This is a genomic window from Stenotrophomonas sp. SI-NJAU-1 (assembly GCF_020883215.1).
GTDB lineage: Bacteria > Pseudomonadota > Gammaproteobacteria > Xanthomonadales > Xanthomonadaceae > Stenotrophomonas > Stenotrophomonas indicatrix.
In genome coordinates this window covers 1,845,606-1,871,567 of sequence record NZ_CP086598.1, presented here as the reverse complement: position 1 = coordinate 1,871,567, position 25,962 = coordinate 1,845,606, and the positions used below count along the sequence as shown (strand labels likewise).

24 protein-coding genes and 1 pseudogene are annotated in these 25,962 nt (G+C 65.8%); 7 read left to right on the top strand and 18 right to left on the bottom strand.

All coding sequences use genetic code 11. The annotated features are described in order from the left end of the window. Positions 1–92 precede the first annotated feature (92 nt). Complete coding sequence (locus LMF57_RS08725) at positions 93–1,169, top strand: MBL fold metallo-hydrolase (protein ID WP_229291233.1); 1,077 nt, start codon at positions 93–95, stop codon at positions 1,167–1,169. A 21-nt stretch (positions 1,170–1,190) separates the two neighbouring features. On the opposite strand, the gene LMF57_RS08720 is transcribed toward LMF57_RS08725, so the two are convergent. Together LMF57_RS08720 and LMF57_RS08715 are read right to left on the bottom strand one after the other, a co-directional pair. Continuing rightward, on the bottom strand, positions 1,191–1,697 hold the full coding sequence (locus LMF57_RS08720) for a DNA-binding protein (RefSeq protein ID WP_229291232.1): 507 nt from the start codon (positions 1,695–1,697) through the stop codon (positions 1,191–1,193). Between the two features lie 103 nt (positions 1,698–1,800). After that, positions 1,801–2,580 (bottom strand): NAD(P)H-dependent oxidoreductase, encoded by a 780-nt coding sequence (locus tag LMF57_RS08715; protein ID WP_229291231.1) that lies wholly within the window; start codon positions 2,578–2,580, stop codon positions 1,801–1,803. 84 nt (positions 2,581–2,664) lie between these two features. Here LMF57_RS08715 and LMF57_RS08710 point away from each other — a divergent pair, with 84 nt between their 5' ends. Together LMF57_RS08710 and LMF57_RS08705 are read left to right on the top strand one after the other, a co-directional pair. Continuing rightward, positions 2,665–3,561, top strand: a complete 897-nt coding sequence (locus LMF57_RS08710) for a LysR family transcriptional regulator (RefSeq protein ID WP_134832435.1) — start codon at positions 2,665–2,667, stop codon at positions 3,559–3,561. Between the two features lie 114 nt (positions 3,562–3,675). Further along, positions 3,676–6,795 (top strand): discoidin domain-containing protein, encoded by a 3,120-nt coding sequence (locus LMF57_RS08705; RefSeq protein WP_229291230.1) that lies wholly within the window; start codon positions 3,676–3,678, stop codon positions 6,793–6,795. A gap of 196 nt (positions 6,796–6,991) precedes the next feature. On the opposite strand, the gene LMF57_RS08700 is transcribed toward LMF57_RS08705, so the two are convergent. The 9 genes from LMF57_RS08700 to LMF57_RS08655 all read right to left on the bottom strand — a co-directional run bounded on the left by LMF57_RS08700 (position 6,992) and on the right by LMF57_RS08655 (position 17,577). Continuing rightward, positions 6,992–7,966, bottom strand: a complete 975-nt coding sequence (locus LMF57_RS08700) for an ABC transporter substrate-binding protein (protein ID WP_059063982.1) — start codon at positions 7,964–7,966, stop codon at positions 6,992–6,994. 19 nt (positions 7,967–7,985) lie between these two features. Next, complete coding sequence (locus LMF57_RS20180; protein ID WP_324255961.1) at positions 7,986–9,725, bottom strand: amino acid ABC transporter permease/ATP-binding protein; 1,740 nt, start codon at positions 9,723–9,725, stop codon at positions 7,986–7,988. Beyond that, positions 9,722–10,282: a GNAT family N-acetyltransferase gene (locus LMF57_RS08685; protein WP_229291229.1), complete on the bottom strand. Its 561-nt coding sequence runs from the start codon at positions 10,280–10,282 to the stop codon at positions 9,722–9,724. The genes LMF57_RS20180 and LMF57_RS08685 overlap by 4 nt, the downstream gene beginning before the upstream one ends. Beyond that, positions 10,279–11,499 carry a M20 aminoacylase family protein gene (locus tag LMF57_RS08680; RefSeq protein WP_324255960.1) on the bottom strand — a complete coding sequence of 407 codons (1,221 nt, stop codon included), beginning with the start codon at positions 11,497–11,499 and terminating at the stop codon, positions 10,279–10,281. The genes LMF57_RS08685 and LMF57_RS08680 overlap by 4 nt, the downstream gene beginning before the upstream one ends. A 4-nt stretch (positions 11,500–11,503) precedes the next feature. Next, complete coding sequence (locus LMF57_RS08675; RefSeq protein ID WP_059063977.1) at positions 11,504–12,847, bottom strand: LLM class flavin-dependent oxidoreductase; 1,344 nt, start codon at positions 12,845–12,847, stop codon at positions 11,504–11,506. Positions 12,848–12,863: 16 nt separating this feature from the next. Continuing rightward, the gene (locus tag LMF57_RS08670; protein ID WP_229291227.1) at positions 12,864–13,841 is read right to left on the bottom strand and encodes an LLM class flavin-dependent oxidoreductase; all 978 of its coding nucleotides are present in this window, start codon (positions 13,839–13,841) and stop codon (positions 12,864–12,866) included. Between the two features lie 14 nt (positions 13,842–13,855). Beyond that, positions 13,856–14,218 carry a DUF3088 family protein gene (locus LMF57_RS08665; RefSeq protein ID WP_025874933.1) on the bottom strand — a complete coding sequence of 121 codons (363 nt, stop codon included), beginning with the start codon at positions 14,216–14,218 and terminating at the stop codon, positions 13,856–13,858. Between the two features lie 148 nt (positions 14,219–14,366). Then, positions 14,367–14,948 (bottom strand): FMN reductase, encoded by a 582-nt coding sequence (msuE, locus tag LMF57_RS08660; RefSeq protein WP_229291226.1) that lies wholly within the window; start codon positions 14,946–14,948, stop codon positions 14,367–14,369. Positions 14,949–15,000: 52 nt separating this feature from the next. Further along, positions 15,001–17,577, bottom strand: coding sequence for a TonB-dependent receptor (locus LMF57_RS08655; protein WP_229291225.1), 2,577 nt, complete (start codon positions 17,575–17,577; stop codon positions 15,001–15,003). Between the two features lie 248 nt (positions 17,578–17,825). On the opposite strand from LMF57_RS08655, the gene LMF57_RS08650 reads away from it, so the two are divergent. After that, the gene (locus tag LMF57_RS08650) at positions 17,826–18,827 is read left to right on the top strand and encodes a helix-turn-helix domain-containing protein (protein ID WP_032976126.1); all 1,002 of its coding nucleotides are present in this window, start codon (positions 17,826–17,828) and stop codon (positions 18,825–18,827) included. A 92-nt stretch (positions 18,828–18,919) separates the two neighbouring features. Here the strand turns inward: LMF57_RS08650 and LMF57_RS08645 are convergent, their stop codons facing one another. After that, positions 18,920–20,689, bottom strand: coding sequence for an oleate hydratase (locus LMF57_RS08645; RefSeq protein ID WP_229291224.1), 1,770 nt, complete (start codon positions 20,687–20,689; stop codon positions 18,920–18,922). 429 nt (positions 20,690–21,118) lie between these two features. Between LMF57_RS08645 and LMF57_RS08640 the strand changes: the two genes are divergently transcribed. The 3 genes from LMF57_RS08640 to LMF57_RS08630 are packed head-to-tail and all read left to right on the top strand — an operon-like array spanning position 21,119 to position 22,096. Next, positions 21,119–21,313 (top strand): hypothetical protein, encoded by a 195-nt coding sequence (locus LMF57_RS08640; RefSeq protein ID WP_229291223.1) that lies wholly within the window; start codon positions 21,119–21,121, stop codon positions 21,311–21,313. Positions 21,314–21,320: 7 nt separating this feature from the next. Beyond that, positions 21,321–21,635, top strand: a complete 315-nt coding sequence (locus tag LMF57_RS08635) for a metalloregulator ArsR/SmtB family transcription factor (RefSeq protein WP_117310206.1) — start codon at positions 21,321–21,323, stop codon at positions 21,633–21,635. 2 nt (positions 21,636–21,637) lie between these two features. Further along, positions 21,638–22,096 (top strand): SRPBCC domain-containing protein, encoded by a 459-nt coding sequence (locus LMF57_RS08630; protein WP_229291222.1) that lies wholly within the window; start codon positions 21,638–21,640, stop codon positions 22,094–22,096. Between the two features lie 23 nt (positions 22,097–22,119). On the opposite strand, the gene LMF57_RS08625 is transcribed toward LMF57_RS08630, so the two are convergent. The 6 genes and pseudogenes from LMF57_RS08625 to LMF57_RS08600 all read right to left on the bottom strand — a co-directional run bounded on the left by LMF57_RS08625 (position 22,120) and on the right by LMF57_RS08600 (position 25,553). Next, the gene (locus LMF57_RS08625) at positions 22,120–22,503 is read right to left on the bottom strand and encodes an Imm52 family immunity protein (RefSeq protein ID WP_162887636.1); all 384 of its coding nucleotides are present in this window, start codon (positions 22,501–22,503) and stop codon (positions 22,120–22,122) included. Between the two features lie 378 nt (positions 22,504–22,881). Then, positions 22,882–23,625, bottom strand: a complete 744-nt coding sequence (locus tag LMF57_RS08620) for an Imm52 family immunity protein (protein WP_229291221.1) — start codon at positions 23,623–23,625, stop codon at positions 22,882–22,884. After that, positions 23,622–24,326 (bottom strand): Tox-REase-5 domain-containing protein, encoded by a 705-nt coding sequence (locus tag LMF57_RS08615; protein ID WP_208082781.1) that lies wholly within the window; start codon positions 24,324–24,326, stop codon positions 23,622–23,624. The genes LMF57_RS08620 and LMF57_RS08615 overlap by 4 nt, the downstream gene beginning before the upstream one ends. Further along, complete coding sequence (locus LMF57_RS08610) at positions 24,326–24,685, bottom strand: hypothetical protein (RefSeq protein WP_117311889.1); 360 nt, start codon at positions 24,683–24,685, stop codon at positions 24,326–24,328. Before LMF57_RS08610 ends, LMF57_RS08615 begins: the two co-directional genes overlap by 1 nt. Beyond that, positions 24,679–25,137 (bottom strand): annotated as a pseudogene (locus LMF57_RS08605) (DUF4123 domain-containing protein). Before LMF57_RS08605 ends, LMF57_RS08610 begins: the two are co-directional and overlap by 7 nt. 2 nt (positions 25,138–25,139) lie before the next feature. Then, on the bottom strand, positions 25,140–25,553 hold the full coding sequence (locus LMF57_RS08600; RefSeq protein ID WP_229291220.1) for a PAAR domain-containing protein: 414 nt from the start codon (positions 25,551–25,553) through the stop codon (positions 25,140–25,142). Positions 25,554–25,962 lie beyond the last annotated feature (409 nt).

Here is a 25,962-nt window from a genome sequence, read left to right as displayed (position 1 = left end):
ACAGCTGAACGGATGCCGCCATTTTACACCCGGCAGTGTACTTTTTGAAATGCGGAAACTACACTGTGCAGTGTACCCTGCGGACGTCACCCATGAAGCGCCTGCTCCTTGTCCTCCTGCTCGGAATCCTCGCCGTGACCGCCTATACCTTCTGCAAATCCTGGTCCCTCCCCGACTTCCCCGATTCGCCGCAGTACCGCGAAGGCAAGTTCCGCAATGCCCTGCCGAAACCGGCAATGGGCTTCCGTAATGGCCTGGAGATCTGGTGGACCTTCCTGTTCAACAAGCCCAAGGGCACCGTGCCCGACCACCCCATCCCGGTGCGGGTGCTGGACCGCGCCACCCTGGACGCGGCGCCCGACCGCAGCCTGTTCCGGCTGGGGCATTCGACGATCCTGCTGAAGCTGCGCGGCCAGTACTGGCTGACCGATCCGGTGTTCTCCGAGCGCGCCTCACCGGTGCAATGGATGGGCCCGGCGCGCTTCCATGCACCGCCGATCAGCATCGACGAACTGCCGCCGATCGCCGGCGTCATCCTCTCGCACAATCATTACGACCACCTCGACCACGCGGCGGTAATGAAGCTGGCCGGCAAGACCGCGCGCTTCATCGCACCGCTGGGCGTGGGCGACCAGCTGATCGCCTGGGGCGTGGATGCAGCGAAGGTCGAGCAACTGGACTGGTGGCAGTCCACCGAAGCCGCTGGCCTGCGCCTGACCGCAACCCCCGGCCAACATTTCTCCGGCCGCGGCCTGGGTGACAGCGATCGCAGCCTGTGGGCGTCGTGGGTGATCCAGGACGGTGACTTCCGCATCTTCTTCAGCGGCGACACCGGCTATTTCGACGGCTTCAAGGCCATCGGCGAAAAGTACGGCCCGTTCGACCTGACGATGATCGAAACCGGTGCCTACGATCAGCGCTGGGCGTTCGTGCACATGCAGCCCGAACAGACCCTGCAGGCGCACCTGGACCTGCGTGGCAAGTGGCTGCTGCCGATCCACAACGGCACCTTCGACCTGGCCCTGCACGAGTGGCAGCAACCGTTCGAACGCATCAGCGCATTGGCTGCCGCAAAGAACGTGCCGGTGGCCACGCCGATGATGGGCGAGGTGCTGGACATGCAATCACCGACCGCTGGTACGCGCTGGTGGGAGCGTGTGCAACTGTAACGGCCTGTCGCGCAGCGACCCTCAGCCGGGATGCTGAACCTGCCGTTCCTGCTCCTTCGCTACATTGATCTGCAGCGCCGCAGCAGCGAGCTCCACCAGCTCGCTGCTGACCTTCTGGCTGCCGCGCGCCTGCATCCACGAAAGAATATCGGCCAGATGCCAGATCGACGCGCTGCCTTCGTGCACCGGTGCCGGAAACGTCTGCGGGTGCGCGAGCCGCAACTTGCGTATGTTCTGCCGTGACATGCCCAGCAGATCAGCGACATCCGTCAGCCCAACCAGATCGGGACTGACTTCGATCAGCTCGGCACCGGGTACGGCACGCTGGACATCTCCCAGCGCGGAGCACATCGCCTCAGCGGCACTGCTCGCCTCACGACAGAATTCCAGCGCCAGACTCGCCGGGCTCCCTACGCCCAGCAGTGCATCTCCACATCCAGCATCGTGCAGGTGCCGTTCGAGGACGCCAGGATCACCCGAGGTATCGAGCAGGCGGTATCTCAGGGTGAAGTTGAATTCCGTCTTCAAAGGACCTGCGTCTCCCTGAGTCAGCAAGGGCGGCTACCGCGAGCGCCGCTAGACTGCCGAAAGTACAGAATCTCCGTCGCGTTTCCAGAGGCGAATGCGCCACTCACAGTTCGAGGTGAACTCCAAACCCTGCCTCACCCTCGGCCAACCCAGGTCGCAGCTCAAGCGATGGGATCAGATAATCACCGCCGTTCTGCCGCCGGTAGGCAATCACCGGATCGCTCGCCAGCCCATCCAGCCGCGCGCCCAGCCCCTCCAGCACGCCAGGCAACGACGCCTCATCGATACCGCTGCTGCGGTAGATCACATGCGCGGGCAGCACGTCAAAGCCGGGATAGAACAGGATGCCGTGCTGGATCGGGAACAGCACATCGTCGATCGGCCCATTGATGCCGCGCGGACCGTAATGCGACTCCCAACCACCGGTGGTGACCACCAGCATCGCGCGCTTGCCGGACATCGCACCCTCGCCATAGCGGTCGCCCCAATGCCGGTCGGAATGTTCGCCCACGCCATAGGCAAAGCCATAGGCGTACACGCGATCCACCCAACCCTTCAGGATGGCCGGCATCGAGAACCACCACAGCGGGAACTGCAGGATCACCGCGTCGGCCCAGCGCAGTTTTTCCTGCTCGGCGGCGATGTCGGCGCTCTGCCGGCCGGTCCTGAAGGCGTCGCGCGAATCCAGTGACGCGTGGAACGGCACCGAAGGATCCCGCCCGGGGTGATCGTCGGCATCGATCTGCGCCTTCCACTGCATGGCATGCAGGTCGGACACCTGCACGGTGTGGCCGGCGCGTTGCAGGCGCTCGACCGTGAAGGCCTTCAGGGTGCCATTGAGGGAGGCGGGTTCGGGGTGGGCGTAGACAAGCAGAACGTTCATGGTGGTACCAGGGAGGGAATGCCAGCCATGTTGGGTGCCGCCACGCTATAGTTGAAATGAATTCCTTCAATCCCCGGCATTGCCATGGACAATACCCTGCGTCGCATCGACCTCAACCTGCTGGTAACCCTGCAGGCCTTGCTGGAGGAGCAGAACGTCACCCGCGCGGCCGAACGCCTGCATCTGGCCCAGCCCACGGTCAGCGTGCAGCTGGCGCGCCTGCGCCACCTGTTCGATGATCCGCTGCTGCTGCCGGGGCCACGCGGCATGCGTGCCACCGCACGTGCCGATGCGCTGCGCGAACCATTGGCCGACGCACTGGCTGCACTGCAGCGTGCGGTCGCACCGGTGCAGGCGTTCGATCCGGCCCAGGCCACGCAGACCTGGCGGATCATGGCGTCGGACTTCGGTGAAACCACGATCGTCCTGCCGGCATTGGCCGACCTGCGCGTGCGCGCACCCGGCACGCGCCTGGCCGTGGTCAGCCTGGCGCCGGCGCAGATGGTGGCGCAGAGCGAACGCGGCGAGATCGATCTCGCCCTCCACATCACCTCCGACGCGCCTCCCTCCCTGCACCATCGTCCGCTGTTCCAGGAACGCTACGTGCTGGCCGGGCGTCGCGACCATCCACGACTGAAGCGGCGGCCGACGCTCAAGCAGTTCTGCGCGTTGGACCACGTGATCGTGTCACCGGATGGCGGCGGTTTCCATGGCGGCACCGACAGCGCGTTGGCGCATGTTGGTGCGCGTCGCAACGTGGTGCTGTCGGTGCCGCACTTCCTGTTCCTGCGCAGCGTGCTGCTGCGCACGGACCTGGTGGCGATGATGCCCTCGCGCCTGGTCGCGCAGGACCCGGCCTTGAAGGCGGTTGCCGCGCCCATTGATGTGCCCGGGTTCGAGATGGTGATGCTCTGGCACGAACGCGTGCATCGCGATCCGGCACATCGCTGGCTGCGCGAGCGGATCTGTGCGCATTCATGAAACCTCGTGCCAGGACCCGCCCGGGAAATATTGCGACGCGTCATGTAACCGGTTACATCCCTTGCTAGCGTAGGCCCGCCCGTTCCCGGGCCCTGCCGATGTGAGGCCTTCGCAATGACGTTGTGCGCTGACCGCTGGACCGCTGCCCGCCTGCCGAACCGGCGCCTTGCCGCGGCCCTGCTGCTCGGCCTGTCACTGGCCGCCACCGCCACCGCACAGAACCTGCCACCGCGCGCGCAATGGCAGGCCAGCGCGTCGTCGCAGCAGGTTCCAGCGATGGCGATCAGCCACCTGATCGACAACGATCCGAAGACGGTGACCGGCGGCGCGTTCAGTCCCGGCCACTGGTTCCAGGTCGATCTCGGCAAGCCTGCGATGCTGGCCGGTGCACGCCTCACCTGGGATGTCTCCAACCCCGAGGGCTATTCGCTGCAGACCTCGCTCGACGGCGAGCAGTGGCAGAGCGCCTACGTCATGGGCGATTCGCTGGGCGGCATCGAAACCCTGTACTTCGCGCCGCGACAGGCCCGCTACCTGCGCTTGGCCAGCCCGCAGCGCACTTCCGACTGGGGCGTATCCATCTTCGAAATGGAACCGCTCGACACCACGCTCAGCGCACGGGTGACCGGGCTGGACGCCACCCAGTCCGCCGCGCTGTGGCAGGGCGGCGGCACGGTTGCCATCCCCGCAGGCAAAGGTGGCATCCACACGCTCGACATCACCCTGCCCCGCGCCCAGCCCAGCACCGGGCTGGCGGTGGATTGGGCCAACGTGCACGGCGCTGCACGCCTGCAGGCGCAGGACGCGCTGGGCCGCTGGCACGAACTGGCGCGCGATGCGCAGGCGGCGACCCGGCAGCAGAGCTGGCTGGCGGCCGACGCGCCACTGGACATCCAGGCACTGCGGCTGACCGTGGAAGGCGATGCCCCCCAGGTCAAACGCATCCGCCTGCTCGGCCCGAAGGCGGTGATGACGCCGATGAAGCGGTACCAGATCGCCGCCAGCGGCGCGCAGCGCGCGTTGTTCCCGGCCTCGCTGCACATGCAGCAGACCTACTGGACCGCAGTGGGCGTGCATGCGGGCCGGCAGAAATCGATCTTCGACGAATACGGCAACATCGAAGCCTACAAGGGCGCACCGCTGGTGCAGCCGATCTGGCGCAGTGCCGATGGCCGCGCGACCGGTGCTGCGGAACAACCGGTGCAGCACGCACTGCGCGATGGCTGGAAGCCGATGCCGTCTGCCACGTGGTCACCGCAGCCCGGGCTGGAACTGCGCAGCGAAGCCTTCGCCATCGAGCGCGACGGGCAACCGGTCACCTTCGTGCGCCATCGCCTGCGCAACACCGGCAGCGCGGCCATCGAAGGCACGCTGACCCTCGCAGTGCGACCGATGCAGATGAACCCGCCGTGGCAGAACGGCGGCCTGTCGCCGATCCGCCAGGTGGCCGTCGAAGGCAACCGCGTGCGCGTCAATGGCCGCACGCTGCTGCAGTCGCTCAGCGCGGTGGATGCCGCTGGCACCGCCCCCTTCGGCAACGAAGGCGACACCGAGATCACCACGGCCATCGCCAGCGGGCAACTGCCCGCCGCACAGCAATCCAGCGATGCCGCAGGCCTGGCAGCGGCGGCATTGAGCTACCGGGTCACCCTGGCACCCGGTGCCAGCGACGCGGTGGTGGTGGCCTTCCCGCTCGGCACCTCCACCGCCGATGCCAATGGCGTGCTGCCGGAAGCACCAGCCCTCAACCTCGCGTCGCTGCCGCGCGACGGCGACAAGGCGTTCGACACGCTGGCCAGCCGCGCCTCCGCTGATTGGCAGGCGCGGCTGGGCCAGGTCGGCCTGCGCCTGCCCGACCCTTCACTGGTGGACATGCTGCGCGCACAGGCCGCCTACATGCTGATCAACCAGACCGGCCCGGCCATGCAGCCCGGTCCGCGCAACTACAACCGCTCCTTCATCCGCGATGGCATGGCCACCTCGGCCATGCTGCTGCGCATGGGCGAAGCCAAAGTGGCACGCGACTACCTGGCCTGGTACAGCGAACACGGCGTGCACGGCAATGGCCTGGTGTCGCCCATCCTCAACGACGATGGCAGCGTCAATACCGGCTTCGGCTCGGACATCGAGTACGACAGCCAGGGCCAGTACGTCACCCTCGTTGCCGACGTCGCCCGGCTCGATGGCGGGCCGGAAAGCGTGCGTGCCTACCTGCCCAAGGTGAAGGCCGCGCTGCGCTTCCTGCAGGAACTGCGCGAACGCACGCTGGTGCCGGGCTACATGGCCGACCAGCCATCGCCGGAGCGCTTCGCCGGCATCCTTGCGCCGTCGATCAGCCACGAGGGCTATCCCTCACCCACACACAGCTACTGGGATGACTACTGGGGCCTGAAGGGCTGGCATGACGGCGCGTGGCTGGCCGAATCGCTGGGCGACCACGAAACCGCCACGTGGGCGCGCGAACAGTACAAGGCGCTGTATGACGCGCTGCATGCCTCGATCCGCGCGACGATGGCATGGAAGGGCATCGACTTCATTCCGTCATCGGCTGACCTCGGCGATGGCGACCCGACCGGTGTATCGATCGCGCTGGATCCCACCGGTGCGCAGAGCGTGCTGCCGGCCGAGGCCCTGCGCACCACCTTCTCCCGCTACCTGGACGATGTGCGCAAGCGCAACCAGCCCGGTGCGCTGTATGCCTACACGCCGTATGAAATCCGCAACGTGCTGAGCTACGTGCACCTGGGCCAGCCCGAAGCGGCCGACGAACTGCTGCAGGGCCTGCTGCACGATCGCAGGCCGCTGGAATGGCAGGTGCTGGCCGAGGTCGTGCACTCGCGGTTGCGCTTCCCGCGCTACCTGGGCGACATGCCACACACCTGGATCGGCGCCGAATACGGCCGCACCCTGTTCGGCATGCTGATGCGCGAGGACGACGACGCGTTGTCGCTGCTGCCGGGCACGCCCCCTTCCTGGGTCGCTGGCGAGGGCCTGGCCGTGGACCGCCTGCCCACCGCCTATGGCACCCTGCAGATGCAGGCGCGGCAGCGCGACGGCAACCTGACCGTGTCGCTCGGCAAGGGGCTGCGCAAGGGCACGCCGGTACGCGTGTGGTGGCCCAGCCGTACCCTGCCCAAGGACGTGCGCGTGGATGGGCGACCGGTACGGAACTTCGACAAGGACGGCGTGCTGCTCGATGGCCCGTTCCGCACCCTGGAGGCACGTTGGCAGTAATGCCGATGCAGGAAGCGAAGTGATCGAACTTCTACTCGATGGCAGCGCTGACCCCGGTAGAGGCCGACCTTGGTCGGCATGCCCCGCCTCGCATTCCGGTGGGTGCCAACCCTTGGTTGGCACGCCATCCGGTAGATGCCGACCTTGGTCGGCACGCCTTCCGTCGAGCAAGCTCGACGCCTACCAAGCGGCATCGCTAGAACCCTGGCAACCCCGGTGGATTGGTCTGCGACTGCGGCACCGCTTCTTCGGCTACGTTCCAGCGCGCCAGCACCTTCGCGTAGGTACCGCTGCTGATCTGGGTGTTCAAGGCCTGGGTCACCGCATCGGCCAGGCCACTGCCCTTGCGCGTGGTCACCGAAATCGCCGCTGCGTCCGGCCAGCCACCCGGGAACAGGCCGACCCGGCGCACCTTGCCATCACGCGCCGAATAGGCGCCGGTGGCATTCGGCTCGAACGACACGTCGGCGCGGCCGGTGATCACTGCCAACCGCCCGATCACCGCATCATCGAAGTACTGGTACTCCACCGGTTTCAGGCCTGCGGCGATGTTCTGCTTGTCCCATTGGCGCAGGATCTGGTCCTGGTTGGTGCTGGCCCCCACCACCACTTTTAGCCCTGCCACGTCGGCCGGTGTGGCGATCTTCTGGATCGGTCCATCGGTGCGGGTGTAGATGCCCAGCAGGTCGAAACGATAGCTGGAGAAATCGAACTTCTTCTTGCGTTCTTCAGTGACCGTCACGTTCGACAGCACCGCATCGTACTTGCCCGATTCCAGCCCCAGCGGCCAGTCGGCCCAGGCCACCGGCACCACCACCAGCTTCAGGCCCAGGCCATCGGCGATCAATCGCGCGATGTCCGGCTCCACGCCCACCACTTCCTTGCTGTCGGCACCGTAGTCGGCCAACGGCAGCTGGCCGGGATGGGTGGCGATGGTGAACGCGCCCGGGGTGACGAAGCGATAGCCGGCCGGAATCAGCGCCTGCGCCTTCGGATCGGGCGTGCCCTTCAGTAACTGTGCGTTGCTGGCCGCCAGCGAGGTCGCCGCAACGGGCACGCCGTCGGGGCCCTGGCGCACGCGCGAATAGACGATGCCGGCAATGCCGATGACCAGCACACCGACGATCAACAGGGTGCTGCGGGCGGGACGTCGCTGCGATGCTGGGCTCATGGCGGTTCTCGAAATGGGGTTACAGGGTCTTGGCCAGGAAATCGGCGGTGCGTTGCTGGCGCGGGTGTTCAAACAGCGCGTCCGGCGTGCCCTGCTCGATCACCCGGCCCTGGTCCATCATCACCACGTGGTCGGCCACGCGGCGGGCGAAGCCCAGTTCGTGGGTGACGATCACCAGCGTGGTGCCGGAACTGGCCAGTTCCTCGATCACGCTCAGCACCTCCGACACCAGTTCCGGGTCCAACGCGGAGGTCGGCTCGTCGAACAGCAGTACCTTCGGCTGCAGGGCCAGCGCGCGGGCGATGGCCACACGCTGCTGCTGGCCGCCAGACAGCTGGCGCGGGAAGGCATCGGCCTTGTCGGCCAGCCCCACCCGCTCCAGCAGGATGCGTGCCTGCTGCTCGGCCTGGGCCCGCGAAATGCCGCGCACCGCGATCGGCGCTTCGATGATGTTCTCCAGTGCGGTCATGTGCGGGAACAGGTTGAAGCCCTGGAATACCATGCCGACTTCCGCGCGGCGACGGCGGATCTCACCTTCCGGCAGCTCGTACAGGGTGTCGCCGTCGCGGCGGTAACCGATCAGCTGGCCGCCCACGGTGACAAAGCCGCTGTCAGCGCGCTCCAGGTGATTGATCAGCCGCAGCAGCGTGGACTTGCCCGCACCGGACGGACCAATCAGCACGGTCACGCTGCCGGCCCTCAGTTCCAGATGCACGTCATCCAGCACCGTCTGCTCGCCGAAGGCCTTGCCCACGCCCTGCAGGGACACAGCCGCGCCCGTTCCGGCCTCGATCGGCACGGCAAATGCCGCGCGGCTGGGCACGCGCGCAGCGGTCGCCGCCGCCCGCGGTGCTGCAGACGATACCCGCGACACGTTGCGCTCATGCTGCAGCTGGCCGCGGGCAAAGCGCTGCTCCACCCGCCGTTGCAGCAGCGACAGCACCGTCAGGATCACCAGGTACCAGACCGTGGCCACCATCAGCAGCGGCACCACCTCCAGGTTGCGCCGGTAGATCACCTGCACGGTGTAGAACAGCTCCGGCAACGCCAGCACGTAGACCACCGAGGTGCTCTTGGCCAGGCCGATCACATCATTGAACGCTGCGGGCAGGATCGACCGCATCGCCTGCGGCAGGATGATGCGGCGCACCTGGCGCCCACGCGGCAGGCCCAACGCGGCGGCCGCCTCGTACTGGCCATGGTCGACCGACAGGATGCCACCACGGATCACCTCGGCCGAGAACGCCGCCTGGTTCAAGGTGAGGCCGAGCACGGCGGCAGTGAACACGCCGATCAGCTGCGTGGTCGGGTACGAGAACAGGCTGATGCCGGTGAATGGAACGCCCAGTTCGATGGTGCTGTACAGGTAACCCAGGTTGTTCAGCAGCAGCAACAGCACCAGCAGCGGAATCGAACGGAACAGCCACACGTAGCCCCACGACACCGCCGACAACAGCGGTGAGCCCGAGACGCGGGCCAGGGCCAGCAAAGTGCCCAGCGCGAAGCCGAGGCCGGTACCGAGTGCGGTCAGCAGCAGGGTTCGCCCCAACCCTTCCAGTACCGGCCGGGCAAAGAACCACTCGGCGAACGTGCCCCAGCCCCAGCGCGGATTGCCCAGCACCGACTGCAGCCCGATCAGGATCAGCGCGAGTGCCAACACCGTGCCGATCACCTGCAACGGATGCCGCGCCGGCACGATCTTCAGCGCCGTGGCCGGCTGGCGGACAATGCCCACGATGGCAGTGGAAGGCGTACTCATGCCGCCGCTCCATGCAGTGCGAGGGCGGCTGCGTCGCCCGCCTGTGGCTGTGGCACCAGGTGTTTCTCGAACGGCAGATGCGCGATGGTTTCCGGGTCCGCATGCAGATCGAACAACGCGGTGTAGCCGCGGCTGAGGTACAGGCCGACCGCCTCGGGCTGGCGGAAGCCGGTGGTCAGGAACACACGCCGATAGCCCTGCCGTGCAGCCTGGTCTTCCAGTTCCTGCAGCACGCGCCGGGCGATGCCCTGCCGACGCAGGCCAGGCAGCGTCCAGATGCGTTTGAACTCGGCGGTGTCCTCATCGCGATGCGGCATGAACGCGCCACCGGAAATCGCCACGCCGTCGCGCAGCAGCAGCACGAATGCACCGACCGGGGCAGCGAAGGCTTCGGCCGGATAGCGCTGCAGCTCCTCGCGGGCACTGCCACCGATACGCCGGCGCACGTCCGCATAGCGGTGGTCGTACTCCTGCTCCAGGCCGTCGAACAACGGACGCGCCAGCGGGTCGTCCACCGAGGTGTACAGGAACCGATCGTTGTCGTACCGCACGCTCATGCCACGTCCTCCACCAGATAGTGCTCGGCCAGACGCGCCCACAGGCTGGCCGCCGGGGCGATGGCCGCGTCGTTGAACACATAGCGCGGGCTGTGCAGCGGCGCGCTGTCGCCGTTGCCGACGAACACGAAGCTGCCTGGCCGCGCCTGCAGCAGGAAGGCGAAGTCCTCGCTGGCGGTACGCGGTGCGAAGGCCTCCACCACCTGCCCCGCACCGAACCCCTGTACCGCCACCTCGCGGATGTAGGCCGTCTGCTCAGGGTGGTTGATCACGCTGGGGAAGCCACGCGGGAATTCGATCTCGGCACGCGCACCGAAGGCAGCGGCGGTCTGCTCGGCAAGTTCGGTCACCCGTCGGCGCAGCGTATCGCGCACCTCCGGCAGGTAGGCGCGCACGGTCAGCTTCAGCTCCACCACATCGGGGATGACATTGGCCGCCTGCCCACCGTGGATCGAGCCGACGGTGACAACGCCCATCTGCCGCGGATCGACATTGCGCGACACCACGCTCTGCAGCGCGGTGATGATGTGCGCGGCAGCCAGGATCGGATCGACGCTGCCCTGCGGCTCGGCGCCGTGGCCGCCCTTGCCGATCACCCGTAGACGCGCCCAGTCCACCGAGGCCATCGCCGGTCCGTCGACGAAGCCGAAGTGCCCCACCGGCACGCCCGGCCAGTTGTGCAGGCCATAGATGGCATCGACCGGAAAGCGCTCGAACAAGCCATCGGCGATCATCTTCGAAGCACCCGAGCCGGTTTCCTCGGCCGGCTGGAACACCAGCTGCAACGTGCCATCGAAACGCCCGTGGTGCGCAAGGTAGTGGGCAGCCGAGAGCAGGATGGCGGTGTGGCCATCGTGGCCGCAGGCGTGCATCAGGCCTTCGCGCTGGCTGGCATAGGCCAGCCCGGATTCTTCGTGGATCGGCAGCGCATCGATGTCGGCGCGCAGACCCAACCGGCGACGCCCCTGCCCGCGCTGCAGCGTTCCGACCACGCCGGTGCCACCGATGCCGGTGCTGACCGAGTAGCCCCATTGCTGCAGCAGCTCGGCCACGCGGGCGCTGGTGCGGTGCTCTTCGAAGGCCAGTTCCGGGTGCTGGTGCAGGTCGTGGCGGATCGCGATGGCCTGTTCGGCACGTGCCGCGATTTCGGGCAGCACGCCAGTCGTTGGGGAACTCCGCCGGGGATGGCCCGGCGCTACCGCGTTTTCTCCGCTCATCGCCCTACCCCGCCTTCCGCGCCGGCTCGGCATCGGTGCTGTAACGGCTTGCCTTGCGTGGCAGGCCCAGGTGGTCGCGCAGGGTCTGTCCTTCCAGCGCGCTGCGGTGGTAACCGCGTGCTTCCAGCAGGGGCAGCACCAGCGTTACGAAATCATCCAGGCCTTCGCGCTGCGCGGCGAAGCCGAGGATGAAGCCATCGCTGGCGCCGGCGTCGAACCAGCGGATCAGTTCGTCGGCCACATGTTCCGGCGTGCCGATGAAGTTCGGCCGCGGGCTCACCGCCTGCAGTGCCACCTGGCGCAGGCTCAGGCCCTGCTCGCGCGCGTCCTGCTTGATGCGGTCGGTGGTGGAGCGGAAGGAATTGGCGCCGATGTCACCCAGCTCCGGGAACGGTGCATCCGGGTCGTACTGGCTGAAATCATGGTGGTCGAAGAAGCGGCCGAGATACGCCAGGGCATCGTCCAGCCCGGCCAGCGCGGCAATCGCCTGGTACTTGGCCTCGGCGTCTTCCGCCGTACGGCCAACGATCGGGCCGATGCCCGGGAAGATCTTGACGTCACCAGCGCTGCGGCCATGGGCGATCGCCGAGTTCTTCACCTTCTGGGTGAACGTACGGGTCTCCTCCAGCGACGGCGCGTGGGTGAACACCGCATCGGCGTACTTGCCGGCCAGCGCAATGCCATCGTCCGACGATCCGGCCTGGAAAATTACCGGCTGCCCCTGCGGCGAGCGCTGGATGTTGAGCGGGCCTTCCACCTGGAAGAAGCGGCCCTTGTGGTCGAGGCGGCGGAACTTCTCCGGCGCGAAGAACGTGCCGCTGTCGCGGTCACGCACGAACGCATCGTCATCCCACGAATCCCACAGCCCCTGCACCACCTCCAGGTACTCATCAGCAATCTGGTAGCGCAGCGCGTGTTCCGGATGCGGACGCCCGTAATTGCGGCCCGAGCCTTCCAGCGGCGAGGTCACCACGTTCCACCCTGCACGGCCACCGCTGAGCAGATCCAGCGAAGCGAACTGGCGCGCCACGGTGAACGGATCGCTGTAGGAGGTGGAGAGCGTGCCGGCCAGGCCGATCTTCTTCGTCGCCGTCGCCAGCGCCGACAGCAGCGAGATCGGCTCGAAGCGGTTGAGGAAATGCGGAATCGACTTCTCGTTGATGTACAGCCCATCGGCAACGAAGCCGAAGGCAATGCCGTTGTCCTCGGCGGTACGCGCGATGTCGATGTAGTAGCCCAGGTTGACGCTGGCATCGGGCACGTTGGACGGATGCTTCCACGCATGCATGTGGCTGCCGGGGCCCTGCAGCATGATGCCGAACGGGATGGGACGCGGGGTCGTGCTCATGGAGTGGCTCCAGCAGTCAGGCCACCGCCGCGCGGGGCGCGGGCGACAGCAGTTCAAGGGACGTCAGGCGTGCGTCGAGGTCGGCCACCGGCGCGTCGAGGATGAATTCACCGACGCCGAAGCGGCGGTGCAGCGCATCCAGCTCGCTGCGTACTTGTTGTGCATCGCCAGAGAGCACGCTGGGGCGTGTCTCTTCGATGCGGAAATCAGCAACCCCGACCTGCCGCGCGTATTCGGCAGCGGCCTCGGGACTGGGCAGGTTTACCGTCTGCCCTGGGCCCAGGTGCAGCTTGTAGACCCACAGCGCGCCGATGTGGCGGGCGGCGGCCTCGCTGGTGGGCGCGGCGAAGGCCACCGTTGCCAGCAACGGGGCGTGCGCGGACACCGCGCGATAGGCCTCGAAGGCGGCCTCGATGTGCTTCGGGTCGCCATCGAAGTGCGCGGCGTAGACGAAGCGCCAGCCAAGCTCTGCGGCCTGCCGCGCACTCTGTGGACTCGCGCCCAGCAGGAAGCGCTCTGGCGGCGTCTGCGGAATCGGTCGCGCCTGAGCGTCTGCCTGCGCATCCGACAGATAGCCTTCCAGGTCGCGCAACTGCTGGTCGAAATCGGCGAACGCCGGGCGCCCGGCGGCCAGTGCGGCGGTCGATGCCGGCAGACCACCCGGCGCCTTGCCCACGCCCAGATCCACGCGTCCGGGCGCAAGGGCGGCCAGCAGATTGAAATTCTCGGCCACCTTGTAGGGGGCGTAGTGGCGCAGCATCACCCCGCCACTGCCGATGCGGATGCGCCGGGTCTGCGCCAGCACCCACGCCGCCAGCACTTCCGGTGCCGGGCTGGCCAGCGTCGGCGCGGCATGGTGTTCGGCAAACCAGTAGCGGTGATAACCCAACTGCTCGGCGCGCTGCGCCAACTGCAGGCTGTTGCGCAGCGCCTGTTCGGGCGTGCCGCCGTCGGCCACCGGGCTCTTGTCCAACACGCTGGTGAGGTAGCTCATCGTCACGTCCTCACTCAGGGATGGGCCACGGGAATGCCGAGCAAGCCATTCAGTGCCGCCAGGATCGGCTCAGCACCGGAGATGTACTGGCGCTGCTGGTACTCACCACTGGCGTGCTCGTTGACCACGCCCTGCGGCAGCACCAGCTTCGGCAGCGACTGGTCCTGCTCACCGATCTCGGCGATCACCTCGCGGCGCGGCCGGCTGAAGCCGATGCGGCGCACATCCAGCTGTGCGTCCAGGCCCTCGATGCTCGACAGCGCACCTTCCAGCAGCAGGCTGTGCCGGCAGAAGAAGCGTTGGCCGGGCAGCTGGCCGTCTTCGAACTCGCGGTCCAGCAGGAACAGGATGGGTTTGTGGGTTGCGTCTACAGCCACGGGATCGTCCTCGTAGGGGCCGGCAATGCACTGCCGCTTCGATATCGATGCTAGAGAAGCACGGCCCGATGCCAGCGCCGGAACTCGACAATCCACGGTCGGATCCGGCCATGCAGATGCAGGTTGGCAATAAGGTCATGGCGCGGCGCTAGGCAATCCGGCGCAGTGGCGGTGCTGCGGATGCCGCCAGCGTCGCCACGTGTCCCGCTGCACGCTCGGCCGCCAGTTGGATGCGCGCCTGCAGTGCGGCGCTGTTGATCCGGTCGCCGTCGAAGTCGGCCGGCGTGGCATACACCCCGATCGGCAGCGTATGCGCCTGCAGGAAGCTGAAGAGTGGACGCAGCTGATGATCGATCACCAGCGCGTGGCGCTCACTGCCACCGGTAGCCGCCAGCAGCACCGGCGTATCCACCAGCGCGTCCAGCCCGATGAAGTCGATCAGGTGCTTGAACAGGCCCGGATAGGACCCGCGATACACGGGCGTGGCCGCCACCAGCAGCTGCGCCGATTCAATCGTGGCCAGCGCGCGCTCCACCTGCGGCTCCACTTCGCTGCGCTGCAACGCCTGCCCCAGCGAGCGCGCTATCGGCGCCAGCTCGACCAGCTCCACGTTGATGTTGACCCGCTCGCGCAGTTCTTCCAGCAGATGCCGCACCAGCAGCAACGTGCGCGACGTCGCCGAACTGGTCGGCGACCCCACCAATGCAACCACCTTCAATGCAGAAGACATAACCCCCTCCTCGGTAGCGCCGGGCCATGCCCGGCGACGTTTCACATGAACCTCAGAACCGGTAATTGACGCGCCCGTACCAGAACGTCCCGACGTTGCTCAGCACATCACCGCTGTCCCAGGTGGTCTCGATGCTGGCCACATCGGTGGCGCTGCGTGCGTACGCAGGCACCTTGCGGGTGCGCTTGTCGAACACGTTGTTGATGCCCAGCGCCGCGCTCCAACCGGCACCCAGCTCGACGCCACCGGACAGGTTGGTCACCAGCACCGGCGGCTGCTTGTACTGCACGCCGTTGTTCAGGCGCTTGATCGGGCCGTAGTAGGTGAAGTCCACGTTCGAACGCCAGCGCCCGTTCTGCCAACCCAGCCCCGCCACCTGCGTGTACGACGGCGTGCGGAAGCGCAGCGCGTACTCGCTCGACTTGGTCAGCAGGTTGATATTCGGCAGCCCCTGCAACGCCTGCGGAATCGCACTCACTTTCTGGATGATGGTGCGGCCCACGTTGGCCGCGTAGCTCCAGCGCAGCTTGCCCCACTGCGTTTCCTGGTTCGCCTCCAGGGTCAGCTCCACGCCGCGCGTGCGGGTGTCGCCCACGTTGGTGAAGTAGCTGGCGTAGAACGCATCACCGGGCAGGATGCTGATGCCGGCCGTGCCCAGCAGCGCGTCGATGGTGTTCTTCTGCGCGGCGGTCAGCACGGTGCCACTGTTGTCGGTCACCCGCGCCGGGTCCTGCGCGTTGTAGCCGATCTGGCTGGACTGGCCCAGCTGGCCACGGATGTCGATCTGGTACGCATCCACCGCCAGATGGAAGGCCGGGCTCGGGTCCCAGGTCACGCCGAGGCTGTAGTTGGTGGCCTTCTCCGGCTTCAGCGGCGTAGCGCCCAGCGCCACTGCTGCCGGCGAAGCGACCTGCGCCACCAGCGTGGTACCGCACGGGCAGCTGCCGGTGGCCTGGTAGAACTGCGCGCCCAGGCTCGGCGCGTGGAAGCCATTGCTGACCGTGGCTCGTACGCCCAGCGCATCGGTGAAGTCGAAGCGCGTGGTCAACCGACCGGTCGACACCGTGCCGAAGTCCGAGTGGTCTTCCCAGCGCGCGGCGGCATCCAGGTACCAGCGCGACGTGATGTTGGTGGCTGCACCTGCGTACACCGCCTTGCTGTTGCGGGTGGCCTTCACCGCATCGGCGGTCGAATAGCCCACGAAGGCGGCCGCACCGAAGCCGGTGAACGACTCCCACTGCCCTGCCCCGCGTTCGTATTGTTCGTGCTGGTACTCGGCACCGGCACTCACTTCCAGCGGCGATGCGAAAGCCGCCACCTCGAAGCCGCGACGCAGATCAAGGTTGGCGATGCCCTGCTGGTAATCCAGCTTGCCGTCATAGAAGTCGGTCGGCGAGCCGGGGTACGGCAGCGAGTAGTTCACCGAATTGCGGGTGTAGGTGCGCACCGTGTTGCGGTTGCCGGTCAGGCTGAAGTCGTAGTCCCACCCCGCAACCTGGCCCTTCACCCCGGCCGTGCCGGTGTACTGCTTCTCCTTGGTTTCCAGCACCGGCAGGAAGCCATCGGGAAACACGCTCAGCACGCCCGGCGCCTTGTAGGTGGTGAAGATCGTTGCCGGCAGGCGGAAGTTCTGGATCGCCTGCGCGGTGCGGTCGCTGGCGGTCGCATTCGCATAGAACTGGGCGTTCTCGCCCAGGCCATGGCCCACGTTCACCGCGAAGGCCTTCAGCGCATACGACGGCGAGCTGAGGATGATGTTGGCCTCGGCATCGCGCCCGGCCTCGGCCGGGTTCGGCGTCGCTCCAGCCGGCAAGCGGTTGTTTGGACGCAGCGCCACCAGGTTGCCGTTGCCATCCACGGCGGGATAACTCAGGTAGCCGTCGATGTAGCGCCGCGTGCGGATCGCATGGTGCTGGCGCGTGCTCTCGCCGGACAGGTTGATGAAGCCATCCTCGCCCCACGGCAGGCCGATGTTGGCGCGCACGCTGGTGCGGCTGCCGTCGCCATCGGTGCTCTGCCCGCTCTCCACCGACACATCGCCACCGTGCGCCTGCGATTTCAGGATCACGTTGATCACTCCGGTGATCGCGTCCGAACCATAGATGGCCGAAGCGCCGTCGCGCAGCACCTCCACATGGTCGATGGCCGACACCGGAATCAGCGCCAGATCGGCCCAGGCATGGCCCGGGTAGCCGCCACCGTTGGCGCCACTGACATACGCGCTGGCGTTGCGGCGCTTGCCGTTCACCAGCACCAGCGTGTAACCCGGCGACAGGTTGCGCAACTGGTAACCGCGGATCAGGCTTTCCTGGTCGCTCTGGTAACCGCCGATCTGGCTCAGCGATGGCAGGCTGCGCTGCAGCGCTTCCAGCAGATTGGCCTGGCCGGTCGCGGCCAGATCCTCGGCGGAGATCACGTCGATCGGTGTCGAGCTGTTCTTCACCGTGCGCGTGCTGGTGCGTGAACCGGTCACCACCACCGCATCCAGCGTGGACGCAGCAAGGTTGGCAGATGTAGCAGTGGTCGCCGACGGTGCATCGGCCTCAGCCGCGTACGCCGGGGCGGCGGCAAGCGTGGCGGCAATCAGCAGGGAGAGCGTGGACAGCGCAGGAGTGTGGGCAGCAGGCATGGGGGCTCGTGGGGGTGGGCCGGAGACACGCCTCCATTCAAGAGCCCACGCCCTACACGTAACAGCGGATATCGCGTCATGTGACCGTCACATCGCGCCAGCCACATGACTGCTGGTAATGACCTTACGCAGCAACGCGCGCGCGTCCGATGCCAACGGAAACCGGCCACCGGCCATATGCCGCACGGGCATCACCTCATGCCGCCACGACACGCTGGCGCAGGCACCTTCATCGGTAGCATCAAGCCATGCCCACCCTGCCTGCCGATCCGACCGCGCCCACCGTCGCCATCGTGGCCTGCCACGGCCAGGGCCTGTTCGAATTCGGCTGCGCGGTCGGCCTGTTCGCCCCCATCCGCCCTGAACTGGGCGTGGCCTGGTACCGCACCCAGCTCTGCGCTGGCGAACCCGGTGCACTGCGCATGCTCGGCAGTGCGCAGGTGCAGCTGCCCTACGATCTGAGCGCCGTCGACGACGCCGACATCATCGTCATTCCCGGTTGGCGCGAACCCAGCGAGCGCCCGCCGCAGGCGTTGCTTGATGCCCTCACCCGCGCCCATGCGCGCGGCGCACGCATCACGTCCATCTGCTCCGGTGCATTCGTGCTCGCCTGGGCCGGTTTGCTCGATGGCCGCCAGGCCACCACCCACTGGCGCCTCACCGAAACGCTGGCGCGCGAATTTCCGCGCATCCACGTGCGCGACGATGTGCTGTACGTGGACGCCGGCAGCATCATCACCTCGGCCGGCTCGGCCACCGGCATGGACATGATGCTGCACATGGTGCGCAAGGATTACGGCGCGCGCGTGGCCAATCTGGTGGCCGAACGGCTGGTGCTGGCACCCTGGCGTGATGCCGAACGCAGCCAGCGGGTCAGCCGCGCGATCCCGCTGGGCGAGCCCACGCGGCTGGCGAAACTGATGGAATGGATGCGCCGCAACCTGCGCGAGCCGCATTCGCTGGGCAGCCTGGCCGAACAGGCCGCACTCAGCCAGCGCACCCTGCAGCGGCAGTTCCTCGAAGCCACCGGCCTGTCGCCCATCGACTGGCTCATCCGCGAACGCGTGGCCTACGCACGCGAACTGCTGGAAACCACCGACCGCCCGCTGCAATGGGTGGCCGAACAGGCGGGTTTCGGCTCGCAGGAATCGTTCCGCCGACACTTCCGCGGCATGGTCGACGCCAGCCCCATCGAATACCGCAACCAGCACCGCAGTGGCCTCAGCGCCGACCGGCTGGTGGGTTGCTGAGTCCCGGTAGCGCCGGGCCATGCCCGGCGAGCGAAGCGGCCACTGCGGCGCGAGACGCCGGGCATGGCCCGGCGCTACCTGCACCCGCTCGCTCAGTCCTCCTGCACCAGCTTGAACTCACGCAGCAACCCACCAATCTGGGTCTTGTCCAGCTTGTTCATCAGCAGGTTGCGCAGGAACGCCGGCCCCGGAATGTCCAGTTCCTTGCCATCGCGAAGACGCCCGGTCGCTGCCAGCAGCGTGCGCACGTCGTAGGTCGAATTGAACACCTCCGGCACGCCGCGCTCGATGCCCAGCAGCGTGTACACCGCTTCCATCGGCGTGCGCACCGAATACTCGGTGGTGAAGATGCAGTCGCGCTGCTTCGATTCGGCGAACTGGCCGATGAAGGCGAAGTTCACCGCGCCTTCCGGCACCACGTCCGGGCGGTCACCGGCCTGGCGCGGCATGAAGAACGCGGTGATGTACGGCATCATCACCGGCACTGTCTTCGCCCCGGTCGCCGCCAGCGCGTCGATCTCCTCCACCGGCACACCCAGGTGGTACAGCCACTCGCGGGTGATCTCCTCGCCCGTGCAGTCCTGCATCGGCTTGTTCACGTAATCTCCGGGCGTATCCACGAACAGCGAATACACCCACACCACGATCTGGTCCTTCGGCTGGTTCTTGAAATGCGGCTGGCGGTTTACCGTCCAGCTCATCAGCCAGCGCGAGTCGCGCACACTGACGATGCCGCCGGTCACCACCTTGCCGCTGAACGGATCGCGCTTGGCAATCTTCTCGATGTACGCCGGAATGCGCGCGTCCAGCGTGGTCACCGTCGCCGATTCCCACTTGGTTTCCGGTATATGCGCACCGAATACATCCGGACGCCCGAACGCCGCATCCTTGGCCGCGATGCGCCGCCACAGGTCCCACGCCGGTGCCGGGCCTTCATTCAAGCGCGCAGCGGTGTGGTGGTCACCGTTGTCGGAATTCTCGGTCAGCGAGCCGATCGTCATGAACACCAGATCGTCCGCGCCCAGGTCCACGCCACCGGCCTGTCCATCCTGCATCCAGTGGATGCGCGTGGCCTGCTTGCGGCCCGCCTGCAGCGCGAAGTCCACATCGGTCACTTCAGTGCCGTACTGGAACCGCACGCCGCGCTCCTGCAGCCACTTCACCAGCGGCAGCACCAGCGATTCGTACTGGTTGTACTTGGTGAACTTCAGCGCCGAGAAATCCGGCAGCCCGCCGATATGGTGGATGAAACGATGCAGGTACAGCTTCATCTCCAGCGCCGAGTGCCATTCCTCGAACGCGAACATCGTGCGCCAGTACAGCCAGAAATTGCTGTCGAGGAAATCGCGGCCAAGCACTTCGTTGATGCGCTTGTTCTCCATCTCCTGCCGGGTGGCCAGGAACAGCGCGATCACGTCCTTCTGCGCCTGCTCGCTCAGGGTGAACAAGCCATCGGTATGCGCATCTTCGCCGCGATTGATCGTGGCACGCTGCAGCGAATAGTTCGGGTCGTCCTTGTTCAACCAGTAGAACTCGTCCAGCACACTGGCATCGTCGATTTCCAGCGAGGGAATTGAACGAAACAGATCCCACAGGCACTCGAAGTGGTCTTCCATCTCGCGGCCGCCGCGGATCACGAAACCCTTCTCCGGCACCTTCAGGCCATCCAGCGCGCCACCGGCAATCTGCTGCTGTTCCAGGATGGCGATGCGCTCGCCGGGCATGCGTCCATCGCGCACCAGGAACGCCGCACCGGCCAGCGAGGCCAGGCCCGAACCCACGAACCAGGCCGTCTTGTTGTCCACGCCCGCCGGCTTGCGCGGGCGCGCGAAGGCCTCGTAGTTGCCACTGCTGTAGTACATGCGCGTCTCCTTCCTGGATGGGGTAGCCCCCACTCTAGCGCCGAACCGATGTACCGCATCCTGCAGGAAGGCTGCGACGCAGTGACGCAGGTGCTTGCTGTCCCCGCGATTCCAACGGCCTCAACCGCCGTCAGCCGTCGCCACGGCAGTGAACCAGCGCTGGAATCTGTCGATGGCGTACCGCCAGCGCCACATCCGACGCGTCCAGCATCGCCGATCAGCGTCATGCCGTTGATCCACGCCGCTGCATTGACCGGTAGTGCCGGCCGCTGGCCGGCAACTGCAGTCACCCAACTCCGCCCAGGCTGCCGGCCAGCGGCCGGCACTACCCCGCTTGAAAATCCATCGGACACAGTTGACATGCAGGCATCTACCTGCCTATTGTTCTCCCACGGACGGCACCCCGCCGCCCACCGTGGAGCCGCAGTCATGGTGGATATCGCACACAGAGTCGGCATCAACGCCCCATCAGCCCAGGTCTACCAGGCCCTGGCCACCGCCGAAAGCGTCGCCGCCTGGTGGGCCGAGGACACCACCGGCGACCGCCACCCCGACGGCACTGTGCTGGACACCGGGCGCGGCCAGCCCAGCCCGCACGACGTCAAGATCGACAACTGGAACTGAAGCCCCCATGGATGCAGACAAGGTGTTCAAGGCACTGGCCGACCCCACGCGCCGCACGCTGCTGGACCTGCTCTGCGAAGACAACGGCCAGACCCTGGGCCAGCTCTGCGAACACCTGGACATGGCCCGGCAATCGGTCACCCAGCACCTGGGCCTGCTGGAAGACGCCAACCTGATCAGTACCGTCAGGCGTGGCCGCGAGAAGCTGCACTTCATCAACCCGGTGCCGCTGCACGATGTCTATACGCGCTGGGTAAGCAAGTTCGAGCAGCAGCGCCTGAGCCTGCTGCATGACCTCAAACAGGAACTGGAAGGACAATGACGATGAGCGCTGAATCCACCCGCTTCATCCACGTGATCTATATCGCCTCCACACCGCAGAAGGTGTTCGAGGCCATCACCCGCCCGGAGATTGCCCGCACCTACTGGGGCCACGAGAACGTTTCGGACTGGAAACCCGGCTCGCGCTGGCAGCATGTGCGCGCCAACGACGAGCGCAAGGTCGAACTGGTTGGCGACGTGGTGGAAAGCACCCCACCCTCGCGGCTGGTGATCACCTGGGCCGGCGCCTCGCAGGCCGATGATCCGGCCGCCTACAGCCGGGTGACGTTCGAGATCGTGCCCTACCAGGACATGGTGCGGCTGACCGTTACCCACGACGAGCTGGAACCGGGCAGCGGCATGGACACCGGCATCCGCCAGGGCTGGCCGATCGTGCTGTCGAGCCTGAAGTCGTTGTTGGAGACGGGCAAAGGATTGGATGTATTTGCAAAGCCGAGTTGATTCACCGGCCAGCATGGATCGCGCTACCCCAGCAAGGGATCCGTAACCGGCAGCAGCCCCTGGTCAACCAGGCTCATCTCGACCTGGTTGGCCTGTTTGATGGCATGCGCATCAGCAAGATCGAGTACCTCCGTGGCGAGGATGAGGGTGCCACCGCCCCGTCGCTCAAGCCTTGCCGCGGCAGGAACCTGGTCTCGGGTCAACGGGACGTCTACGTAGCCCATCCAACCCAGGAACTCGCGGTGCGGGAAGGGCGCGCGATCAACGCTGTAGAGCAGCAGTTCACCCTCCACGAGCTGCTGAACGTTTGTCTGCGCAAACGTGATGGGGAGACTATCCAGCAGCGCCGAAATAGTGGATCGCAGAAGACTGGATGGCGATGCGAATACCTCCTCGATGCGATCCACGTGAAGTCGAAGCACCCCAAGCGCTGGCTGATAGCTCAGCCCTACACCCCCTCGCCTCAGCCAATCCTTATCATTTCCGGCATTTTGTGAGAATTGCACCGTTGCTTCCTATCGAAGGCTGACTGGGATACTTCCGGGCAATCCTGGTGTCATCTCCTGCAATGCGCGCGGCAAATTCTTCACGATCGCAAGCAGGGATGTAGCGGTCCTTTGCGGACCGAGGATTAACCCACCAAAGCCCGAAACTCGGATCCACCTTCGACAGATTGGAGGTGATTCTCGAGATATCCTCCCATACCTGTCCGGGGATTCGAGCCATCGGGGGAAACCGGCATATCAGAGAGATGTTCATACCAACCGTTCAAGCAGCTGGCGCTGCTATTTCAGTGCAGGATCAATGACCGGCAGCAGCTCCAGATCAACCAGGCGCATCTCCACCTGGTTGGCCTGCATGACCGCATGGGGATCTGAAAGATCAAGAACTTCGGTCGAGAGAATCAGCGTCCCTTGGCCTCTCCGTTCCAATCGAGCAGCCTCAGGAAGCTGGTCCTGTGTCAGCGCAACGTTCACATAGCCCATCCAGCCGAGGTAATCACGGTGAGGAAACGGTGCACGGTCCCTGCTGTACAGCACCAGCTCACTCCCTACCTTCTGACGAACATTTGTTTGCGCAAACTGCACTCGACTGTCTTCCGCAGTGCATGAAAGCAAGCTCCACAGCAACGCCCCTGGATCGCGATACGCCCCATCGATCACGCTTATTGCAAGGCGCAGCTGCCCCATGCCCAGATTGACATAGAGCGCGACTCTGCCTTTCCGATGCCAATCTTTCTCACAGCCCGCATTCGTCAAGACCATGCTTGCAACCGAGGTCCGCCCTCCCCCCGCACCGACACCGTACTCTGCGTCCAAGCGCTTCGCATCGCTCCCCATTCTCTCGATGATATTGTTGCGGTTTCGGAAGGAAACAAAATCACCGCCCGGCCCCTGCGGCGGAATCCACCACTCGGAAAAGTCAGGGTGTGCACGCCCCAGTAGTGCCAGCCATGAATTGGTCTCATCCAGGAACGCTACTGTGCTCAAGGTGGATGGCCTGAAGCTGAAGACCAGCGTGCTATTCATGGAAATCTCCCGAGCAGGTACGGCGTATGGAATGCGCTAGTGGCGGGGATACCGGCCGCCAACGCCGCCTCGTAGGCAGCTACATCCATGAAATGCCACTCCAACCTGCCCCGCGGCGAGGTTGGCTGAATTATTGCAAGTTGCTCTATGTAACCTGCCACCCATCCACCGACAATGATCGGGGTGAACGGTTTCGCCGGATCACCATATTCATTGAAGAAGCTACCAAAGTTCGCCTTCGCCTCCACCACCGTGCATCGGCTCCTCCAGAAGCCATCAAACGAGATGCCCGCATACAGCCATTCCAGCGTCGTGTACTCGCCACCTCGCCCGAAGAAGCTCTTGGCGGTTTCAAGATCGATGTTCACGATAGTGTCCGAGCCATCGCCACGTCTCACATAGCCAAACCGCTCTGGGTCGGCATGCATATTCGCAATCTGGAGTTGGTAGTCATAGTTGATGCGTGTACGCGCGGTCAGATACCTGGGCGTAGGCGGCTGCCCTACCCTGCCATTGGCGAGCTGGCACTCGTTGCAGTCACTGGCGTCCTGGGCATCGGCACACTCCGCCTCGCGAGCCCTCACGCCAGGTGTGTCCTTCACCACATCCTTCGCCGCATTCGCCGCAGCGGCGGCCGCCGCTGCAGCCGCAGCCCGCTCGGCCAGCTTTCCCAGTCCCCAGCGAATCGGAATGGCGGCCATTACACACTTCCCTTCGGCCAGCGATGCAGGGCGACCAAGGCCCCCAGCAGATCTGCGGCCTGGATGTTGGGTTTGCCCGCGTGACGCAGGGCGATGTCGACCTCGGCATTGCGATGAAGCTCTCCGCCGCTGCCGACATCCGTCTTGGTCCATGCCACAAGTACAGGCAGGTGGGTGATGCCAAGTTCATAGGCCGCATAGGTGTAGCAGCGATCAGTCTCCGCCAGCAGTGCAGCGTCATCCAGCCCCATGACCCGTTCCGGCAGGTCACGCCGGATCTCAGCCGCAAGCCGGGGCAGGAAAGAGAACGGATCCGGCAAGCGCAACAGCGCCTCCTGTCGTGCATCCAGTGTCAGCACCAAAGTTTCTCCATAGTCGCGTGATCCAACTCCCAGTTCCGGTCCTGCAACCTCGCCGACCAGCGCGTGAACGGTGCGATGAACGCCGCTCTCTGCGCCCAGGTCATCACGCCCCACATCCGGTACAACGCGCGCCCGTCCCAGAACCGGAACAGGGCCCTGTTTCCGTCCTGCAACTGCAGCTCCATACGGGACTGAAGATGTGCAACGACATCGTCGGCGTCTTCCGCGCAGATAAAGCGGCAGACTACGCCGGGAAGCACTTCAAGGTTGAACAATCACTGATGTAGTGCCTGATCCTCATTCAACTGGATCAGCCAGGGCCCCGCATCCGCGTGAGGGCTCTCTGGCTGTCGTGCAAACAACGACCACGCCCTGCCGGTCGCCGCATAACGACGCAGAACAGCGGCCGTATCGGCAGAATGAGCGGCATCAACGATGGCATAGTCCATGATCACCTCCGCAGGAAAGCCGTGCCGTGTCCGGCTGCAGCCAGAAGACAGGCCTTACAGATCGGCTTACTGGTCACCGCAGGGGCAGCCCTCGGTGGCGACTGAGCCGCCTCAACCGCATTCGGCTGGTCGGGCACCGGCGCGCCCCCCGCTGCAATATGCGTCGTCAACTGCGTGCCTGCCAACAAGCTGCACCCACATGACAGGCGATCGCCATCGCGGGCGACCGGCTGCCCGTCCACTAGCCACGAGCCGTCGCCCGTAATGATCGGGAAGATGCCCTGATGCTTCGGGCACGTCGCCTTGTCCGAGATGCGGGCGACGGCGCTGCCATGGATATCGGTGAAAGCCGAACCGGTAATGACCCGTCCACCGCCACTGGTGCTGTCTCCTACCACTACGATCAATCGACCCATATCTGCGTTCCGTGCGAGGCGAGCGCCGGCGCGAACGCCAGCAACACGAAACTAACGGCGCTTCCAAGACTGTATCCAGAGGCACCGCGCCTGGCGAAACGCCCCGGTTCGATAAGCGCCTGAAGGAAAAGGAAACCTTCTCAGCATCGACGCACGGATCACGCCGCAGATAGGGTGCTTTGCGTCAGCGAAAGATGCAGAAGCCGACATGCTGAGCACAGCCTTCGACCCAAGCCATCACGTCCCGCTGCCACGCGTGCGGCCAGCACCGATTGAACACCGGCCCCCACTCATTCGCGCCAAACCATTTCCGACCGCGTTCTGACGCCGGCCACTCCAGCATCGCTCGCAGCCATCCTTGGCGCTGTTCACTCTCCCCGCTACCCTGTCGGCGCCGCAGATTCTGCAG

What these genes read in the sequence shown, in the direction of transcription:
- LMF57_RS08725 (WP_229291233.1), top strand. Translation starts at nt 93, where the DNA reads ATGAAGCGCCTGCTCCTTGTCCTCCTGCTCGGAATCCTCGCCGTGACC.
- LMF57_RS08715 (WP_229291231.1), bottom strand. Translation starts at nt 2,580, where the DNA reads ATGAACGTTCTGCTTGTCTACGCCCACCCCGAACCCGCCTCCCTCAAT.
- LMF57_RS08710 (WP_134832435.1), top strand. Translation starts at nt 2,665, where the DNA reads ATGGACAATACCCTGCGTCGCATCGACCTCAACCTGCTGGTAACCCTG.
- LMF57_RS08705 (WP_229291230.1), top strand. Translation starts at nt 3,676, where the DNA reads ATGACGTTGTGCGCTGACCGCTGGACCGCTGCCCGCCTGCCGAACCGG.
- LMF57_RS08700 (WP_059063982.1), bottom strand. Translation starts at nt 7,966, where the DNA reads ATGAGCCCAGCATCGCAGCGACGTCCCGCCCGCAGCACCCTGTTGATC.
- LMF57_RS20180 (WP_324255961.1), bottom strand. Translation starts at nt 9,725, where the DNA reads ATGAGTACGCCTTCCACTGCCATCGTGGGCATTGTCCGCCAGCCGGCC.
- LMF57_RS08685 (WP_229291229.1), bottom strand. Translation starts at nt 10,282, where the DNA reads ATGAGCGTGCGGTACGACAACGATCGGTTCCTGTACACCTCGGTGGAC.
- LMF57_RS08680 (WP_324255960.1), bottom strand. Translation starts at nt 11,499, where the DNA reads ATGAGCGGAGAAAACGCGGTAGCGCCGGGCCATCCCCGGCGGAGTTCC.
- LMF57_RS08675 (WP_059063977.1), bottom strand. Translation starts at nt 12,847, where the DNA reads ATGAGCACGACCCCGCGTCCCATCCCGTTCGGCATCATGCTGCAGGGC.
- LMF57_RS08670 (WP_229291227.1), bottom strand. Translation starts at nt 13,841, where the DNA reads ATGAGCTACCTCACCAGCGTGTTGGACAAGAGCCCGGTGGCCGACGGC.
- msuE (WP_229291226.1), bottom strand. Translation starts at nt 14,948, where the DNA reads ATGTCTTCTGCATTGAAGGTGGTTGCATTGGTGGGGTCGCCGACCAGT.
- LMF57_RS08655 (WP_229291225.1), bottom strand. Translation starts at nt 17,577, where the DNA reads ATGCCTGCTGCCCACACTCCTGCGCTGTCCACGCTCTCCCTGCTGATT.
- LMF57_RS08650 (WP_032976126.1), top strand. Translation starts at nt 17,826, where the DNA reads ATGCCCACCCTGCCTGCCGATCCGACCGCGCCCACCGTCGCCATCGTG.
- LMF57_RS08645 (WP_229291224.1), bottom strand. Translation starts at nt 20,689, where the DNA reads ATGTACTACAGCAGTGGCAACTACGAGGCCTTCGCGCGCCCGCGCAAG.
- LMF57_RS08640 (WP_229291223.1), top strand. Translation starts at nt 21,119, where the DNA reads ATGGTGGATATCGCACACAGAGTCGGCATCAACGCCCCATCAGCCCAG.
- LMF57_RS08635 (WP_117310206.1), top strand. Translation starts at nt 21,321, where the DNA reads ATGGATGCAGACAAGGTGTTCAAGGCACTGGCCGACCCCACGCGCCGC.
- LMF57_RS08630 (WP_229291222.1), top strand. Translation starts at nt 21,638, where the DNA reads ATGAGCGCTGAATCCACCCGCTTCATCCACGTGATCTATATCGCCTCC.
- LMF57_RS08620 (WP_229291221.1), bottom strand. Translation starts at nt 23,625, where the DNA reads ATGAATAGCACGCTGGTCTTCAGCTTCAGGCCATCCACCTTGAGCACA.
- LMF57_RS08615 (WP_208082781.1), bottom strand. Translation starts at nt 24,326, where the DNA reads ATGGCCGCCATTCCGATTCGCTGGGGACTGGGAAAGCTGGCCGAGCGG.
- LMF57_RS08600 (WP_229291220.1), bottom strand. Translation starts at nt 25,553, where the DNA reads ATGGGTCGATTGATCGTAGTGGTAGGAGACAGCACCAGTGGCGGTGGA.